Source organism: Mesorhizobium sp. M1338 (genome assembly GCF_040318045.1).
Taxonomy (GTDB): domain Bacteria; phylum Pseudomonadota; class Alphaproteobacteria; order Rhizobiales; family Rhizobiaceae; genus Mesorhizobium.
The window spans coordinates 36822-51594 of the sequence record NZ_JAMYLL010000023.1; the positions used below are offsets into that span (position 1 = coordinate 36822).

The following is a 14773-nucleotide window of genomic DNA, read 5'->3' on the forward strand; positions in this document are numbered from 1 at the left end:
GCGATATGGCGCGCATCGACGTCAATCACATCCGCCACTCCTACCTGCCGAACCCGCGGACGGATGCCGATTTTGCGCTCAAGGAAGTGCATCACATCTTCGAGGATGGCGGCGCCTATGCGCTGCTCGGGCCCTCGGGTTGCGGCAAGACCACGCTGCTCAACATCATTTCGGGATTGCTTCATCCCTCGCATGGCCAGTTGCTGTTCAACGGCAAGGACGTGACCAAACTGTCGACGCAGGAGCGCAACATCGCGCAGGTGTTCCAGTTCCCGGTCATCTACGACACCATGACCGTCTACGACAATCTGGCCTTCCCGCTGCGCAATCGTGGCGTGCCGGAAGCCGATGTCGACCGCAAGGTGCGCGAAACGCTGGAGATGATCGACCTGGCGTCGTGGGCGAAGAAGAAGGCGAGGGGACTGACCGCCGACCAGAAGCAGAAGATCTCGCTCGGCCGCGGACTGGTGCGCTCGGATGTCAACGCCATTCTGTTCGACGAGCCGCTGACCGTCATCGATCCGCATATGAAGTGGGTGCTGCGCTCGCAATTGAAGCAGCTGCACCGCCGCTTTGGCTACACCATGGTCTACGTCACGCACGACCAGACCGAGGCGCTGACCTTCGCCGACCAGGTCGTGGTGATGTATGATGGCGGCATCGTGCAGATCGGCACGCCGGCGGAACTATTCGAACGACCGCGCCATACGTTTGTCGGTTATTTCATCGGCTCGCCCGGCATGAACGTCATGCCGGTGGCGATCGACGGCAAGACGGCGAAGCTTGGGGCGCAGCGGATCGAACTGCCGGGCGCACCCAAGGCAGCCAGTGGCGCCATAGAGCTTGGCATACGTCCCGAATATGTCCGGCTCGGCCGCGACGGCATGGCCGTACAAGTCAGCAAGATCGAGGATCTCGGCCGCCACAAGGTGGTGCGCGCGAAGCTTGAAGGCCGCGAGATCGCTGCCGTGATTGGCGAGGACGAAACCGTCCCCGCTGAACCAAAAGTGCGGTTCGACCCGGCCGGCATCAACATCTATGCCGATTCCTGGCTGGTTGAGATGGCGCGCGTCGAGATGGGGGCATAGATGGAAAAGACCTGGAACAACAAAGCCTGGTTCCTGGTGCTGCCGGTGCTGGTGCTGGTGGCGTTCTCGGCGGTCATCCCGCTGATGACGGTCGTCAACTATTCGGTGCAGGACACTTTCGGCAACAACGTCTTCTTCTGGGCCGGCACCGAGTGGTTCGAGGAGCTGCTCTCTTCCAGCCGCTTCTGGGAGGCGATGGTCCGCAACCTGATCTTCTCCTTTATTATCCTTGCCATCGAAGTGCCGCTCGGCATCTTCATCGCGCTCAACATGCCGAAAAAGGGCTGGGGTGTGCCAGTCTGCCTGGTGCTGATGGCGCTGCCGCTGCTGATCCCGTGGAACGTCGTCGGCACCATCTGGCAGGTTTTTGGGCGCAACGACATCGGCCTGCTCGGCTATTACGTCAATGCGCTCGGCATCGACTACAACTACGTGCAGGATTCGTTCGACGCCTGGGTCACCGTCATCATCATGGATGTTTGGCATTGGACCAGCCTCGTCGTGCTGCTCTGCTATGCCGGCCTGGTCTCCATTCCGGATGCCTTCTATCAGGCGGCCAAGATCGACGGTGCCTCGCGCTGGGCGGTGTTCCGCTACATCCAGCTGCCGAAGATGAACCGGGTGCTGCTGATCGCCGTGCTGCTGCGCTTCATGGACAGCTTCATGATCTACACCGAACCCTTCGTGGTGACGGGCGGCGGTCCCGGCAACTCGACGACGTTCCTGTCGATCGACCTCGTCAAGACGGCGCTCGGCCAGTTCGACCTCGGGCCGGCCGCGGCCATGTCGCTGGTCTACTTCCTCATCGTCCTTCTGCTGTCATGGGTGTTTTACACCGTGATGACCAACTACGACGCGGAGCGCTGAGATGAGCGGCGCCAACGAAAGAACGACGAGGCAGGACAGAGTGAGCGAAACGACGGCTTCGGAAGGGCTCGCCAGTGCGATGTCGCAGGACCAGATCGCGCGGCTGATGCGCCGCCGCGGCGAGGAATCGCGCTGGTGGTGGATCGTGCCGACGGTCTACATCATCGTGCTTTTGCTGCCGATCTACTGGCTCATCAATATGAGCTTCAAGACCAATGCCGAGATCGTCTCTTCACTGACGCTCTATCCGCATGCACCGACGATCGCCAATTACGTCACCATCTTCACCGATGCATCCTGGTACTCGGGCTACGTCAACTCCATCACCTATGTGGTGATGAACATGGTGATCTCGGTGGCCGCGGCGCTGCCTGCGGCCTATGCGTTCTCGCGCTACCGCTTCCTCGGTGACAAGCACCTGTTTTTCTGGCTGCTGACCAATCGCATGGCGCCGCCGGCGGTGTTTGCGCTGCCGTTCTTCCAACTCTACTCGGCCTTCGGCCTGATCGACACCCACATCGCCGTCGCGCTGGCGCATTGCCTGTTCAACGTGCCATTGGCGGTGTGGATCCTCGAAGGCTTCATGTCAGGCGTGCCGAAGGAAATCGACGAGACCGCCTATATTGACGGCTATTCGTTCCCGCGCTTCTTCGTCAGGATCTTCATGCCGCTGATCGCGAGCGGCATCGGCGTCGCCTGCTTCTTCTGCTTCATGTTCTCATGGGTGGAACTGCTGATCGCCCGCACGCTGACCACAACCGACGCCAAGCCGATCGCCGCCACCATGACCCGTACGGTTTCGGCCGCCGGCATGGACTGGGGCTTGCTCGCCGCCGCTGGTGTGCTGACGCTGATCCCCGGCGCGCTGGTCATCTGGTTTGTGCGCAACTACATCGCCAAGGGTTTCGCCCTGGGGAGGGTTTGATGAAACGAACGCAAGAGTTCGCGCGCAACACCATCGCCAAGAGTTTCGCCCCGGGGAGGGTCTGGTCATGAATTTCGACCTCACCTGGATGGCATGGACCTGGCCGACCGCGGCCTTCTTCGGAACCATTCTTTTGCTGCTGTGCGGCATGGCGGCGTGGGAATATGCCTCGCCGGGCGGCAATCCGCGCGTCGGCGTCCTTCGCTTCGAGACGACGCGTGGCGACCGTCTCTTCCTGTCGCTGCTCGGCAGCGCCTTTATCCATCTCGCTTGGTTGGGTTTTGTTGGATCCAACCTGTGGTGGGCTCTCGCTCTCTCCGTGGTCTACGCCGTTGGCGTGTTCCGCTACGTATAGAGGGGGAAACTGTTGGAGCGACCGCGTGCCGGCGGCCGCTCCAGATCGCGCTTGAAACCTTAAAACAGTGGAGGAAACTAATGCGACGGCAATTTTTAACATCAACGACTGCGCTTGTCCTATTGCTCGGGGTTGGCAACGCCTATGCCGGAATGGACGAGGCAAAGGCATTCCTGGACAAGGAAATCGGACCGCTTTCGACGCTCGACCGCGCCGGCCAGGAAGCCGAAATGCAATGGTTCATCGATGCCGCGAAGCCTTTCGCCGGCATGGACATCAAGGTCGTTTCGGAAACCATCGCCACGCACCAGTATGAATCGCAGGTGCTGGCGCCGGCCTTTACCGCCATCACCGGCATCAAGATCACGCATGACGTCATCCAGGAAGGCGACGTCGTCGAGAAGATCCAGACCCAGATGCAGACCGGCCAGAACCTTTATGACGGCTGGGTCAACGATTCCGACCTGATCGGCACCCACTGGCGTTACCAGCAGGTGCGCAACCTGACCGACTGGATGGCGGGCGACGGCAAGGATGTCACCAATCCGAACCTCGACCTGAAGGACTTCATCGGCACCTCGTTCACGACGGCGCCCGACAAGAAGCTCTACCAGTTGCCCGACCAGCAGTTCGCCAACCTCTACTGGTTCCGTTACGACTGGTTCAACGACGAGAAGAACAAGGCCGACTTCAAGGCCAAGTACGGCTACGACCTCGGCGTTCCGGTCAACTGGTCGGCCTATGAGGATATCGCCGAGTTCTTCACCGGCCGTGAGATCGACGGCAAGAAGGTCTATGGCCACATGGACTACGGCAAGAAGGATCCGTCGCTCGGCTGGCGGTTCACCGACGCCTGGCTGTCCATGGCCGGCAATGGCGACAAGGGTTTGCCGAACGGCTTGCCAGTCGACGAGTGGGGCATCAAGGTCGACGAGAACTCGCGACCGGTCGGCTCCTGCACGGCGCGCGGCGGCGACACCAATGGCCCGGCCGCCGTCTATTCGATCCAGAAGTATCTCGACTGGCTGAAGGCTTATGCTCCAGCCGAAGCACAAGGCATGACCTTCTCCGAATCCGGCCCGGTGCCGGCTCAGGGCGCGGTCGCGCAGCAGATCTTCTGGTACACTGCCTTCACCGCCTCGATGGTCGATGCCGGCGCAAAGGCAGTGCTGAACGACGATGGCACGCCGAAGTGGCGCATGGCACCGTCGCCGCACGGCGTCTACTGGAAGGACGGCATGAAGCTCGGCTATCAGGACGTGGGTTCCTGGACGCTGATGAAGTCGACCCCAACCGACCGCGCCAAGGCCGCCTGGCTTTACGCGCAGTTCGTCACCTCGAAGACCGTCGACGTGAAGAAGAGCCATGTCGGCTTGACCTTCATCCGCGAGAGCACGATCCACGACAAGAGCTTTACCGAACGTGCGCCCAAGCTCGGCGGTCTGATCGAGTTCTACCGTTCGCCGGCTCGCGTCCAGTGGTCGCCGACCGGCACCAACGTGCCTGACTATCCGAAGCTGGCACAGCTCTGGTGGCAAGCGATCGGCGATGCATCGTCGGGTGCCAAGACGGCGCAGGAGGCGATGGACTCGCTCTGCGGCGAGCAGGAAAAGGTGATGAGCCGTATCGAGAAGTCGGGCGTCCAGGGCGATATCGGCCCGAAGATGGCCGAAGAGCATGACCTCGCCTACTGGAACGCCGACGCGGTCAAGAAGGGCAATCTCGCTCCTCAGCTGAAGATCGAGAACGAGAAGGAAAAGCCGATCACCATCAACTACGACGAACTGGTGAAGAGCTGGCAGAAGTAGCATTGTCTATGCGGGCGTTCGCGCGCCCGTGAAATTGGGGGAGGCGGCTCGTTGCCGTCTCCCCTCTTTGCATCGAGGCGGAGGGCGCTGGAATGAGCGGTTTTGTGCTGGCAATCGACCAGGGGACGACATCGACCAGGGCGATCCTGTTCGACGGCGAGTTGAAGGTCGCGGGCAGCGGGCAGAAGGAATTCACCCAGCATTATCCGGCCTCCGGCTGGGTCGAGCACGATCCCGAGGATATCTGGGCGAGTGTCGTGTCTACAGTGAAGACGGCACTGAAGAAGGCCGGCCGAAATGCTTCCGAAGTGGCAGCAATCGGCATCACCAACCAGCGCGAGACCGTCGTCATCTGGGACAGGGCGACCGGCAAGCCGATCCACAACGCCATCGTCTGGCAAGACCGGCGCACCGCGCCGCTGTGCCAGAAACTCAAGAAGCAGGGACTGGAGAAGAAATTCACCCGCAAGACCGGCCTGCTGCTCGATCCCTATTTTTCCGGCACCAAGATCGCCTGGATGCTCGACAAAGTGAAGGGCGCGAGAAAGCGCGCAGAGAAAGGCGAATTGCTGGCCGGCACCATCGACAGCTTTTTGATCTGGCGGCTGACCGGGGGCAAGGTTCATGCCACCGACGCCACCAACGCCTCGCGCACGCTGCTCTACAACATCGCTGAGAATGCCTGGGACGAGGAGCTGCTGGCCATTCTCAACATCCCGGCAAAAATGCTTCCCGAGGTAAAGGACTGCGCCGATGATTATGGAATCACGGAGAAAAATCTCTTCGGCGCCGAGATAAAAATCCTCGGCGTGGCCGGCGACCAGCATGCCGCGACAATCGGCCAGGCCTGTTTCGAGCCGGGCATGATGAAGTCCACCTATGGCACCGGCTGTTTTGCGCTGCTCAACACCGGCAGTGACCTGGTGCGCTCGAAGAACCGGCTTTTGACCACCATTGCCTACCGGCTGAACGGAACGACGACCTATGCGCTGGAAGGCTCGATCTTCATTGCCGGTGCTGCCGTGCAGTGGCTGCGCGATGGCATCAAGGTGATCGGCAAGGCCGAGCAGAGCGGCAAATTGGCGGCCGAGGCTGATGCGACGCAAAACGTCTATCTGGTGCCCGCCTTCGTCGGACTGGGCGCACCGCACTGGGACGCCGAGGCACGCGGCGCCATTTTCGGCCTGACGCGCAATTCCGGTCCGGCGGAGTTCGCTCGCGCCGCGCTGGAAGCCGTGGCCTACCAGACGCGCGACCTGCTCGACGCCATGCGCAAGGACTGGAAGGGCGCTTCGGCCAAGACCGTGCTTCGGGTCGACGGCGGCATGGTGGCGTCCGACTGGACCATGCAGCGCCTCGCCGACATCCTCGATGCACCGGTCGACCGCCCGACCATTTTGGAGACGACGGCGTTGGGTGCCGCGTGGCTGGCCGGCTCGAAGGCAGGTGTGTGGCCGGATGCCAAGAAGTTCGCGAAAAGCTGGGCACTCGAACGAAGATTCCAGCCCGACATGGATGCCGGCATTCGCGCATCTAAGCTAGCTGGCTGGCGCGATGCTGTTCGCAGAACGCTGAGCGTGCAATAAACAGCCATGAGGTGGTGAGTGATGGGGCGAGGGGATGAAGCCAGACTGGTATCCTGCGTGGCGCGATGAGGCTATCGAACAGCTGACGGTCAAGAATGACCGCTTGGAGAAAGACTTCCGCATCGGCCACTGGTCTCGCTACGACTATGACATAGCGACCAGAAGACTTCTGTTTTCCAAGGACGCGGACGTCAAATTGACCGCAGAGGTCCAGATTGCCGGTTCCACGAGCGCTAAGTCACAGAGTTGGCTCTGGGCTTGGGCAAATTCAAATTGGCCCGACAATGTCATGATCGATGCAAAGCGGGTTCGATCCTTCGGCGAGACGAACAGCATCGACGAACTGACCCAGACTTACGCTACGGACGCGGATGATGACCTGGAAGTGCTTGGGTGGGAACTGAGCGCAGTAGCGGTTCGAATTTGCGATGCCCTTGGAGCATATCGGTCACCGAGCGCGGAAGGCGATGCGCGTTACTACATCGTCAAGAGCATCAGCTGGGCGGGCTGACGCTACATCGATACATTGAATGAAAAAGGTCCGCGCCATTGCTGGTGCGGACCTTTCAACGCGACACTATCAGCTATTTCCTCTCACCCTTGGATCAATAGGGCGAACGGCACTCCTTGCGGGGGCCGTAATTCGGCTGGAACGTGTTGTCCGAAGCGCGGTAGCTGCGATAGTGGTCGTAGCACCACTGCACATGCGCGTTGCCTTCATAGACACGATTCTTCTCATTGTTGATAATGGCTCCGGTGATCAGCGCCCCCGTCGCGAAGGCAGCCAGCGGGAACCAGTAATCGCCGTGACGGCGGTAGCCGGGGCGATATTCGCGATAGCCGCGATGGCCGTTCCAATACGCGCCGCGATCGCGGGAAAAATTGCGGTCACGCGAAAAACTGCGATTGTAGCGGTTCTTGCGCCACTCCTGGTACTGGACTGTCTGCACATCCGGCACCGCGACCTGGGATTGCGGCACATAGTTCGGTTGGGCGTTAACGGGCACCGTCTCCGCCGCGACGAATGTGGCCGAGAGCGTGGCTGCCAGCATACCCGCTGTGATTCTGTTCATTGCTCTTCTCCTCAAGGGTTTAGCGGACGTCCCTGTGCTGAGAAAACGAGTGGCATATGCAATTGTTCCCCGGACTGAATGCCGCGGCGGGCAAAAAATGGCTGAGTTCCTTGGCTGCTCTCTCAGCGTCGCCGTGGCGAGCAAGTGCCGCGATGGGGCGAAGCCACCATGTATACGAACCCTCTTTTTCCGGTTGACCGGTCGAAGCACTCTCCCTATGTTCCGCGCAATTTCGAGGGCGGCTTTTGAGCCCGCGGGAGCGCGTAGCTCAGCCGGTAGAGCAACTGACTTTTAATCAGTAGGTCATGGGTTCGAATCCCATCGCGCTCACCAAACTCAAGGAAATCCACCATAGCCAGGGGGGAGATCTTTCCCAAGCGCACGGTAGCAGCATTACGGCTCCGATCGAGCCGACGGCTGTTGCCATTGACCGGGGTTGCCGACTGGCACGAAGCGTCAGCGCTTCCAGAAATCGCGATGCGGCTCGTGCAACTCATCCTCGATTTCGGGGAAGGGGCCAAAGACCTCGATCTTTTTCTGGCCGGAGCCGAACACGGTGCGCGAGGAGAGGCTCATCGTCGGGTTCTCAGGGTGATCCCCGGTCAGCACAAGGATCTTGGTCTCATCGCACCCGTAGACCAGCCGCCCGATATTCGCCCAATATATCGTGCCAGCGCACATCGCGCACGGCTCAAAGGTCGAGACCAGCGTGCATTGCCATAGGAACTCCGGCTCGTAGGCCGCCGCGGCGCGCCGGGCGAGCTCGGTCTCGGCGTGACGCACCGTGTCGAGATTGCCCTGGCGCATGAGGATGCGGTCGTCGGGCCCGACCAGGACGGCGCCGAAGGGATGGTGCCCATGCGCCGCCGCCTCGCGCGCGACTTCACCGGCGGCGCGGAGGTGGGCGAGCATCTGATCGCGGGTCATGGCAAAATCCTGTCGCACCGGCATCCACCACCCGATGAGCGGCTCTTTGAGCCGAGATTGCTGCCAAGCGACGCGACTGGCAAGAGCTAACCCGACGCTTGAGACCTTTGCGTCGGGATATCAGACCCTTGGCGCTACAGCCGCCGGCCGGTCTTGGCGTCGAACAGATGAGCACAGGCGCGGTCGATCTCGATCCGCATCTGCTCGCCCTGTTTCAGCGCAAGCCGTTCCCGGAAAAGGCAGGAGATTTCTTCGCCGGCGCAGTCGACCCGTGCGAAGATTTCCGAACCCGTGGCTTCCAGGAGCACGATGGTGCCGGCAATACCCTGGGAAGTCGTTGCTCGGATATGTTCGGGACGGATGCCGTAGATGAGTTCACCCTCGGGAATTTTTGCCAGGTTGATGTCTTCAGGCAGCGGCAGGGTCAGCCCGCCGGTGCTGCGGAAAATGCCTTCCTCGATACGGCCGGCAATGAAGTTCATGGCGGGCGAGCCGATGAAGCCGGCAACGAAGAGATTGGCCGGACGGTCATAGAGATCGAGCGGCGCGCCGATCTGCTCGACAAGCCCGTCGTGCAGCACGACGATCTTGTCGGCCATGGTCATGGCCTCGATCTGGTCATGCGTGACATAGATGGTGGTGGTGCCCAGCCGCTGGTGCAGTGCCTTGATCTCGCCGCGCATCTGGACGCGCAATTTGGCGTCGAGATTGGAGAGCGGCTCGTCGAACAGGAAGACTTGCGGGTCGCGCACGATCGCGCGGCCCATGGCTACGCGTTGGCGCTGGCCGCCGGAAAGCTGACGCGGGTAGCGGTCGAGCAGCTTGTCCAAGCCAAGAATGCTGGCGGCCCTGCCGACGCGGCTGGCGGTGTCGGCCGGATCGGCTTTCTTGATCTTCAGGGCAAAGCCCATATTGTCGGCCACCGTCATATGCGGATAGAGCGCGTAGTTCTGGAACACCATGGCGATGTTGCGGTCGCGCGCCCGCAGATTGTTGACGGTGCGGTCGCCAATGGCGATCCTGCCGCCCGAGATCGTTTCAAGTCCGGCGATCATGCGCAGCAGCGTCGACTTTCCGCAGCCTGACGGGCCGACCAGGATGACGAATTCGCCATCGGCGATGTCGACGCTGACGTCGTGAATGATCTTGGCCGTTCCGAAAGCTTTCTGGACGTTGTTGATTGTTACCGAAGCCATTGGGTTTCCTCGAAAAAAGTTTGATGTCGGGCGGCATTCAGCCGCCCTTGACGGCGCCGGCGGTCAGTCCCGCGACGATCTGCCTTTGTGCGAACATGGTCAGAACCAGCACCGGCAACGTCACCACAAGTGCCGCGGCGGCGAGCGGACCCCAGCTCACCTGCTCGTAGGAAAGCATGTTGTAGACGGCGACCGGCAGCGTGCGCGTTTCGCGGCTGGCGAGCACCACGCCGAAGACGAAATTGTTCCATGAGAAGATGACGGACAGGATGAAGGCAACCACGATGCCCGGCCTGGCGATGGGCAAAGCGACCAGCCGGAACACCTGCCAGGAGCTGGCGCCGTCGATGTTGGCCGCTTCCTCCAGCTCCATCGGCGTGGTCTCGAAATAGCCGATCATCACCCAGACCACGATCGGCACGGTCACCACCAGATGGATGATGATCTGCGGCCATAGCGTGCCGAGAATGCCGACCCATTGGAACAACAGAAACAGCGGGATGAGATAGGAGAGCCCCGGCGTCATGCGGGCGATCATGATGACGACCGCCGATCGCTCGGCCTTGAGCCGTGCGATGCCATATCCGGCCGGCACGCCGATCAGCAGTGCCAGCAGCGTCGCCGTGCCGGTCACCAGAACGGAATTCCAGAGATAAAGCAGGAAGTTGTTCTCCTCGAACACTTTTGCATAGTTCGACCAGGCGAGATGTTCGGGGATCAGGATCGGCGGGTAGGCGCCGTTGTCGATCTCGAATTTCAGCGACAGCGAGATCATCCAGAGGAAGAACAGGATCGCCGGCGAGACGAAGACCAGGGCCGCGAAAAACAGCCCGATCTGGTTGAGCAGCCGTGAACTCATCTATTTGCCCTCCACGCCGATCCATTGGGAGCGCTGGCGCAACATCAAGAGGATGAAGGACAGGGCGACGATGACGATGAAGAAGACCACGGCCATGGCCGAGCCATAGCCGATGTCGTAATAGGAGAAGGCGGTGTTGTAGAGATAGATGTTGATGGTCTCCGAAGCCGTGCCCGGTCCACCCTGGGTCATGGCGTAGATGATGTCGAAACTCTTCAGCGCATCGATGGTGCGGATGATCACCGCGATCATCAGGAACGGCGCGATCATCGGCAGAGTGAGGTAGCGGAACTGCTGCCAGGCATTGGCGCCATCGATCTCGGCGCTCTCGAACGGCTCGCGCGGCACGGACGCCAGGCCGCCCAGCACGATCAGCATCACCAGCGGCGTCCACTGCCAGGTCTCGACCGCGACCAGCGACGGGATGACCGCGTTGACGTTGAAGATCCATTCCTGCGCCGGGATGCCGACCAGCGACAGAAGGTAGTTGAGGACGCCGAGCTGGGGATGAAACATCATCGTCCAGACCAGCGCCACGGCGACGGGCGTTGCCATCATCGGCATCACGAAAACGCCACGCAACAGGCCGCGCAGCGGAAACCTGGCGTCGAAGATCAGGGCGGCGATGGTGCCAAGCAGCATCGGCGCGGCAACCGAAAGGAAGGTGTAGCTCAAGGTATGGAGCAGCGATTCCCAGAAGCGTTGGTCGACCGCCAGCCGTAGATAATTCTCCATCCCGGCAAAGCTTCGCGACTGGCCGAGCGTCCAGCGGTTGACGCTCATCCACAGCGTGAAAGCCCAGGGAAAGACGATCACTGCGCCGACGACGACGAGCGCCGGAACGACGAAAGGCCAGTAGTTGGGAGCCAGCCGGATCGTCTGGCCCCCTTCGATGGCTTGCGTCGTCACCCCGGTGCGTTCTGGGGTGGTGGCGGACATCAGCCTTGCTCGCTCCTGTCAAGGACCGGCTGGAATTGTTCGGTGGCCTTCTTCAGCTCCTCCGCCGGATCGGCGCCGGCGATCAAATTGGTCAGCGCCACGCCATAGATGTCGCGGAACTCGGTGACCGGGATGATGACCGGCAGCGACAGGCGGCTGACATTGCCGGAGCCGACCACCGCGTCGAGCCAGCTCGCCGGCATGGTGACGCCTTCGCGCACTTTCGCATCTTCAAGCACCGATTTGCGGAACGGGACGCCGGCGCCTGCCTGCCGCCGGCGCGCGCCCATGACCGGCGACACTGCCCACTGGCAGAACAGATAGGCGGCCTCCTTCTTCTCGCTGACGGCCGTCACGCCGATGCCGTCGCCGAAGGTGCCCGAGGCGTGAGCCTTGGGGCCCTTGGGCATGACGCCATAGCCGACCTTGCCGACCACCCGCGATTTTTCCGGATTTTCCATTGGCGGGGCAAAGCCCACACCGTCGAACCACATGCCGATCTTGCCTTGCAGGAAGGCGGACTGCGCTTCGGCCCAATTGAAGCCGGTGACGCCTGGAGGCGCCGACTTGGTCATCAGCCTCTGGTAGAGGCCGGCGGCCTCGATCGCCTCGGGCGACGTCGTGCGCAGCTTCCCCTGACCATCGAGTGGCGTCATGTCGTAGCCGAGCATCAGTGACGTCCACACCGGCGTGTTGGCGTTCTTGATGCCGCGGGCGACGAAACCATAGGTGTTGGTCGACGGGTCGGTCAGCGCCTCGGCGGCGGCCACCAGTTGCTCGAAGGTTTCAGGATATTTGAGGCCCTTGGCCTCGAACAGCTCCTTGTTCCAGTAGACGATCCAGTAGTCGACCGAGAAGGGCAGCGAGCGCAGCACGCCCTGGCCGTCCTTGGCGAACAGCATGCCGGCATCGGCGAAATCGCTTTCGACCAGCCCGGGGTCGGTCAGGGCGGGGTCGGTGAGATAGCCTGATATGTCGGCCAGCCAGCCGCCCTTTTCGAACTGCCGCTTCTGCACATGGTAGCTCAGATGCACGACGTCGAAGCTCGGCTTGCCGGAGCTCAGCTCGATCACCGTCTTCTGGCGCTGCTGCTGCTCAGGCGTCGCCTCGGCATTGACCTTGATGCCGGTCAATTCCTCGAACTCGGCGAGATATTTTATGAGGGTGTCGCTGCGCGGGCTTTTGACCAGATTGACGTCGAGCGTCGTGCCGGCAAAGCGCTTCCAGTCGACGCCGGCGGCAAAGCCCGGGCGGACGCCAGCAATGCCGGCGGCGGCAAGTGCCGCGGTTCCTTGAAGGAGTTGCCTCCTGGTTGGGTTGAACAGATTGGACGACATTTCTTCCTCCCGGTTGCTGTCGTTGTCGATTGCGCCGCGACCGCGGCGCGGCTCATGCTTCCTCAGATTTGCAGCGCCAGCCGGCGCGCCTTGTCGATGTGCAGGCTGATCGCCTCGACCGCCTTCTGCGGATCGCGGCTCTCCAGGGCTTCGATGACCGCGAGGTGCTCGCGCATGACCGGCACGACGCGCCCGTCGATGCGAAAGCGCTCCTGATGGATCAGCCGGATCTTCACCGAATTGACCAGGTAGGCCTTGGCGATGATCTCGTTGCCCAGCGCGTCGATGAAAGTGTCGTGCATCGCCCAGTCGATGCTTTGGGCCTTGGCTTCCATTTCCGGCGTCGGCGCCTGCGAAAGGGCTTGCGCCAGCATCTCCTCATGTTCGCGCCGCAGGCGGGCAAGTTCCTCATCGGAGGCGCTGGCGGTGAACAGCGCCACCGCTTCGCGCTCCATGAACAGACGGAACTGAAAAGCCTCGCGGATCAGGCTGATGTCGATATGGGCGATCTGCATGCCGCGCTGCGGGATCGTCATCAAAAGCCCTTCGGCCTCGAGACGCGGCACGATTTCGCGAATGGCGCCGAGTGGCAGGCCGGTGAAGGCAACCAGTTCGCGCTGCGACACGAACTGACCCGGCAGCAGATCGCGGGCCAGCAAATGCCGCGTGAAGCTGGCATAGGCTTTTTCCCTAAGGGTGGTCGGTTCGCTGCCGTCTTCCATTTCAGCGCGTTTCCTTTGCCGGTCAGGCTGATTCCTTGGCAAACAGACTGTCATAGGCAGCGGCAAGCTGTTGGCGCCCCTGCGAAGCGATCGGCTCCAGCGGTGGGCGGACCGCCAGCCAGCGATCGTCGCCGGTCTTGCGCGCCACCATGACCTTCACCGCCGGCGTGACCGGGTATTTGAGCAATTCGAGCACAAAACGTTCTACGCGGGTATCATCGCGCCCGTCCTCGGCCATGGCGCGGATCTCGCCGGTGACGAAATTGGCCATGCCGGAAATGGCGCCTTGAGCACCAATTCGCACCGCTCGCGCCAAATGCCGCTCGTCGCCGATCAGTATCACCAGATCGCCATGGGCGCCGAGCAGGGCCTCGCTGTAGCTCCAGTCCCCACCGGAATCCTTGACCCCGGCAACGACATCCGGAAAAGCGGTGCGCAACCGGCCGATCAGGCCAAGCGAGAGCTGCACCATCGTGACCGACGGGATGTTGTAGACAAGTACGTCACGGGCGAGGGGACCAAGCGTGGTAAAAACAGTGGAAAACCAGCCGAAAAGACCATCCTCGCCGACATTCTTGAAGTAGCTCGGCGGCGCAAGCAAAATGTTGCGGGCGCCGCGCTGCAAGGCATGCAGTGCCTGTTCGGCGGCGTCTTCGGCCGCATCGACCAGCACGCCGGCAACAAGCTGATGCGGCAGGATGCCGGCAGCCAGCATGGCTTCGGTCACCGACCGCCGCTCCGAGGCGCCCACCGATGCGCCTTCGCCGGTGGTGCCGAAAAGCGTGACGCTGCCGCAGCCCTCGGCCAGGCAACGCCTGGCCTGGGCGATCATCGGCGCGATGGCGATCTGCCCGGAGGCATCAAACGGCGTGGCGAGAGCGGCTGAAAGGCCAAAGCGTGAGGTCACCGGGAAGTCTCCGAAAGGAAGTTCGCCGGCAGTGATATCTCGCTAACATGTCAGTTGTAAATCGTGGTGATGCATTTTTTAAAATCTATCGCAGAACACAGCGAGTTCTCTTTCCGCGACATCGACATCCGTCGCTTCCAGAATGCGAGCAACGTCGCTCCGGAGCAAGACGTCACCCATTCTC

15 protein-coding genes and 1 tRNA gene are annotated in these 14773 nt (G+C 61.6%); 8 read left to right on the forward strand and 8 right to left on the reverse strand.

Features of this window, described 5'->3' with window-relative positions; all coding sequences use genetic code 11:
- Window positions 1-5: 5 nt before the first annotated feature.
- The 7 genes from NKH19_RS19990 to NKH19_RS20020 all read left to right on the forward strand — a co-directional run bounded on the left by NKH19_RS19990 (window position 6) and on the right by NKH19_RS20020 (window position 7140).
- Complete coding sequence (locus tag NKH19_RS19990) at window positions 6-1088, forward strand: ABC transporter ATP-binding protein (RefSeq protein WP_352871772.1); 1083 nt, start codon at window positions 6-8, stop codon at window positions 1086-1088.
- The gene (locus NKH19_RS19995) at window positions 1089-1955 is read left to right on the forward strand and encodes a carbohydrate ABC transporter permease (protein ID WP_023759298.1); all 867 of its coding nucleotides are present in this window, start codon (window positions 1089-1091) and stop codon (window positions 1953-1955) included. It begins immediately after the preceding gene.
- A 1-nt stretch (window position 1956) separates the two neighbouring features.
- Window positions 1957-2880: a carbohydrate ABC transporter permease gene (locus NKH19_RS20000; RefSeq protein WP_352871775.1), complete on the forward strand. Its 924-nt coding sequence runs from the start codon at window positions 1957-1959 to the stop codon at window positions 2878-2880.
- 67 nt (window positions 2881-2947) lie between these two features.
- Window positions 2948-3235 (forward strand): DUF2160 domain-containing protein, encoded by a 288-nt coding sequence (locus NKH19_RS20005; protein ID WP_352871777.1) that lies wholly within the window; start codon window positions 2948-2950, stop codon window positions 3233-3235.
- Between the two features lie 80 nt (window positions 3236-3315).
- A complete protein-coding gene (locus tag NKH19_RS20010; RefSeq protein WP_352627831.1) occupies window positions 3316-5043 on the forward strand; it encodes an ABC transporter substrate-binding protein in 1728 nt (575 codons plus the stop codon).
- A gap of 92 nt (window positions 5044-5135) precedes the next feature.
- Entirely contained in the window at window positions 5136-6629 is a 1494-nt protein-coding gene (glpK, locus tag NKH19_RS20015) for a glycerol kinase GlpK (protein ID WP_352871779.1), read from the forward strand.
- Window positions 6630-6663: 34 nt separating this feature from the next.
- Complete coding sequence (locus NKH19_RS20020) at window positions 6664-7140, forward strand: DUF6882 domain-containing protein (RefSeq protein WP_352982684.1); 477 nt, start codon at window positions 6664-6666, stop codon at window positions 7138-7140.
- A gap of 94 nt (window positions 7141-7234) precedes the next feature.
- Here the strand turns inward: NKH19_RS20020 and NKH19_RS20025 are convergent, their stop codons facing one another.
- Entirely contained in the window at window positions 7235-7702 is a 468-nt protein-coding gene (locus tag NKH19_RS20025; RefSeq protein ID WP_352871783.1) for a BA14K family protein, read from the reverse strand.
- A 257-nt stretch (window positions 7703-7959) separates the two neighbouring features.
- On the opposite strand from NKH19_RS20025, the gene NKH19_RS20030 reads away from it, so the two are divergent.
- Window positions 7960-8035 (forward strand) — tRNA-Lys (locus NKH19_RS20030).
- 123 nt (window positions 8036-8158) lie between these two features.
- On the opposite strand, the gene NKH19_RS20035 is transcribed toward NKH19_RS20030, so the two are convergent.
- The 7 genes from NKH19_RS20035 to NKH19_RS20065 all read right to left on the reverse strand — a co-directional run bounded on the left by NKH19_RS20035 (window position 8159) and on the right by NKH19_RS20065 (window position 14589).
- Window positions 8159-8629: a nucleoside deaminase gene (locus NKH19_RS20035; RefSeq protein ID WP_352871785.1), complete on the reverse strand. Its 471-nt coding sequence runs from the start codon at window positions 8627-8629 to the stop codon at window positions 8159-8161.
- Window positions 8630-8763: 134 nt separating this feature from the next.
- Window positions 8764-9825, reverse strand: a complete 1062-nt coding sequence (locus NKH19_RS20040; protein ID WP_352871787.1) for an ABC transporter ATP-binding protein — start codon at window positions 9823-9825, stop codon at window positions 8764-8766.
- Window positions 9826-9862: 37 nt separating this feature from the next.
- A complete protein-coding gene (locus NKH19_RS20045; protein WP_352871789.1) occupies window positions 9863-10684 on the reverse strand; it encodes a carbohydrate ABC transporter permease in 822 nt (273 codons plus the stop codon).
- Window positions 10685-11623: a carbohydrate ABC transporter permease gene (locus tag NKH19_RS20050; protein WP_352871791.1), complete on the reverse strand. Its 939-nt coding sequence runs from the start codon at window positions 11621-11623 to the stop codon at window positions 10685-10687. It abuts the gene before it with no gap.
- A complete protein-coding gene (locus NKH19_RS20055) occupies window positions 11623-12960 on the reverse strand; it encodes an ABC transporter substrate-binding protein (protein ID WP_352871793.1) in 1338 nt (445 codons plus the stop codon). Before NKH19_RS20055 ends, NKH19_RS20050 begins: the two co-directional genes overlap by 1 nt.
- A 62-nt stretch (window positions 12961-13022) precedes the next feature.
- A complete protein-coding gene (locus NKH19_RS20060; RefSeq protein ID WP_352871795.1) occupies window positions 13023-13682 on the reverse strand; it encodes a GntR family transcriptional regulator in 660 nt (219 codons plus the stop codon).
- Between the two features lie 22 nt (window positions 13683-13704).
- Window positions 13705-14589: a dihydrodipicolinate synthase family protein gene (locus tag NKH19_RS20065; RefSeq protein WP_352871797.1), complete on the reverse strand. Its 885-nt coding sequence runs from the start codon at window positions 14587-14589 to the stop codon at window positions 13705-13707.
- Between the last annotated feature and the right edge of the window lie 184 nt (window positions 14590-14773).

What these genes read in the sequence shown, in the direction of transcription:
- NKH19_RS20025 (WP_352871783.1), bottom strand. Translation starts at nt 7,702, where the DNA reads ATGAACAGAATCACAGCGGGTATGCTGGCAGCCACGCTCTCGGCCACA.
- NKH19_RS20050 (WP_352871791.1), bottom strand. Translation starts at nt 11,623, where the DNA reads ATGTCCGCCACCACCCCAGAACGCACCGGGGTGACGACGCAAGCCATC.
- NKH19_RS20000 (WP_352871775.1), top strand. Translation starts at nt 1,957, where the DNA reads ATGAGCGGCGCCAACGAAAGAACGACGAGGCAGGACAGAGTGAGCGAA.
- NKH19_RS20055 (WP_352871793.1), bottom strand. Translation starts at nt 12,960, where the DNA reads ATGTCGTCCAATCTGTTCAACCCAACCAGGAGGCAACTCCTTCAAGGA.
- NKH19_RS20045 (WP_352871789.1), bottom strand. Translation starts at nt 10,684, where the DNA reads ATGAGTTCACGGCTGCTCAACCAGATCGGGCTGTTTTTCGCGGCCCTG.
- NKH19_RS20010 (WP_352627831.1), top strand. Translation starts at nt 3,316, where the DNA reads ATGCGACGGCAATTTTTAACATCAACGACTGCGCTTGTCCTATTGCTC.
- NKH19_RS20035 (WP_352871785.1), bottom strand. Translation starts at nt 8,629, where the DNA reads ATGACCCGCGATCAGATGCTCGCCCACCTCCGCGCCGCCGGTGAAGTC.
- NKH19_RS19995 (WP_023759298.1), top strand. Translation starts at nt 1,089, where the DNA reads ATGGAAAAGACCTGGAACAACAAAGCCTGGTTCCTGGTGCTGCCGGTG.
- glpK (WP_352871779.1), top strand. Translation starts at nt 5,136, where the DNA reads ATGAGCGGTTTTGTGCTGGCAATCGACCAGGGGACGACATCGACCAGG.
- NKH19_RS20020 (WP_352982684.1), top strand. Translation starts at nt 6,664, where the DNA reads ATGAAGCCAGACTGGTATCCTGCGTGGCGCGATGAGGCTATCGAACAG.
- NKH19_RS20060 (WP_352871795.1), bottom strand. Translation starts at nt 13,682, where the DNA reads ATGGAAGACGGCAGCGAACCGACCACCCTTAGGGAAAAAGCCTATGCC.
- NKH19_RS20005 (WP_352871777.1), top strand. Translation starts at nt 2,948, where the DNA reads ATGAATTTCGACCTCACCTGGATGGCATGGACCTGGCCGACCGCGGCC.
- NKH19_RS20040 (WP_352871787.1), bottom strand. Translation starts at nt 9,825, where the DNA reads ATGGCTTCGGTAACAATCAACAACGTCCAGAAAGCTTTCGGAACGGCC.
- NKH19_RS19990 (WP_352871772.1), top strand. Translation starts at nt 6, where the DNA reads ATGGCGCGCATCGACGTCAATCACATCCGCCACTCCTACCTGCCGAAC.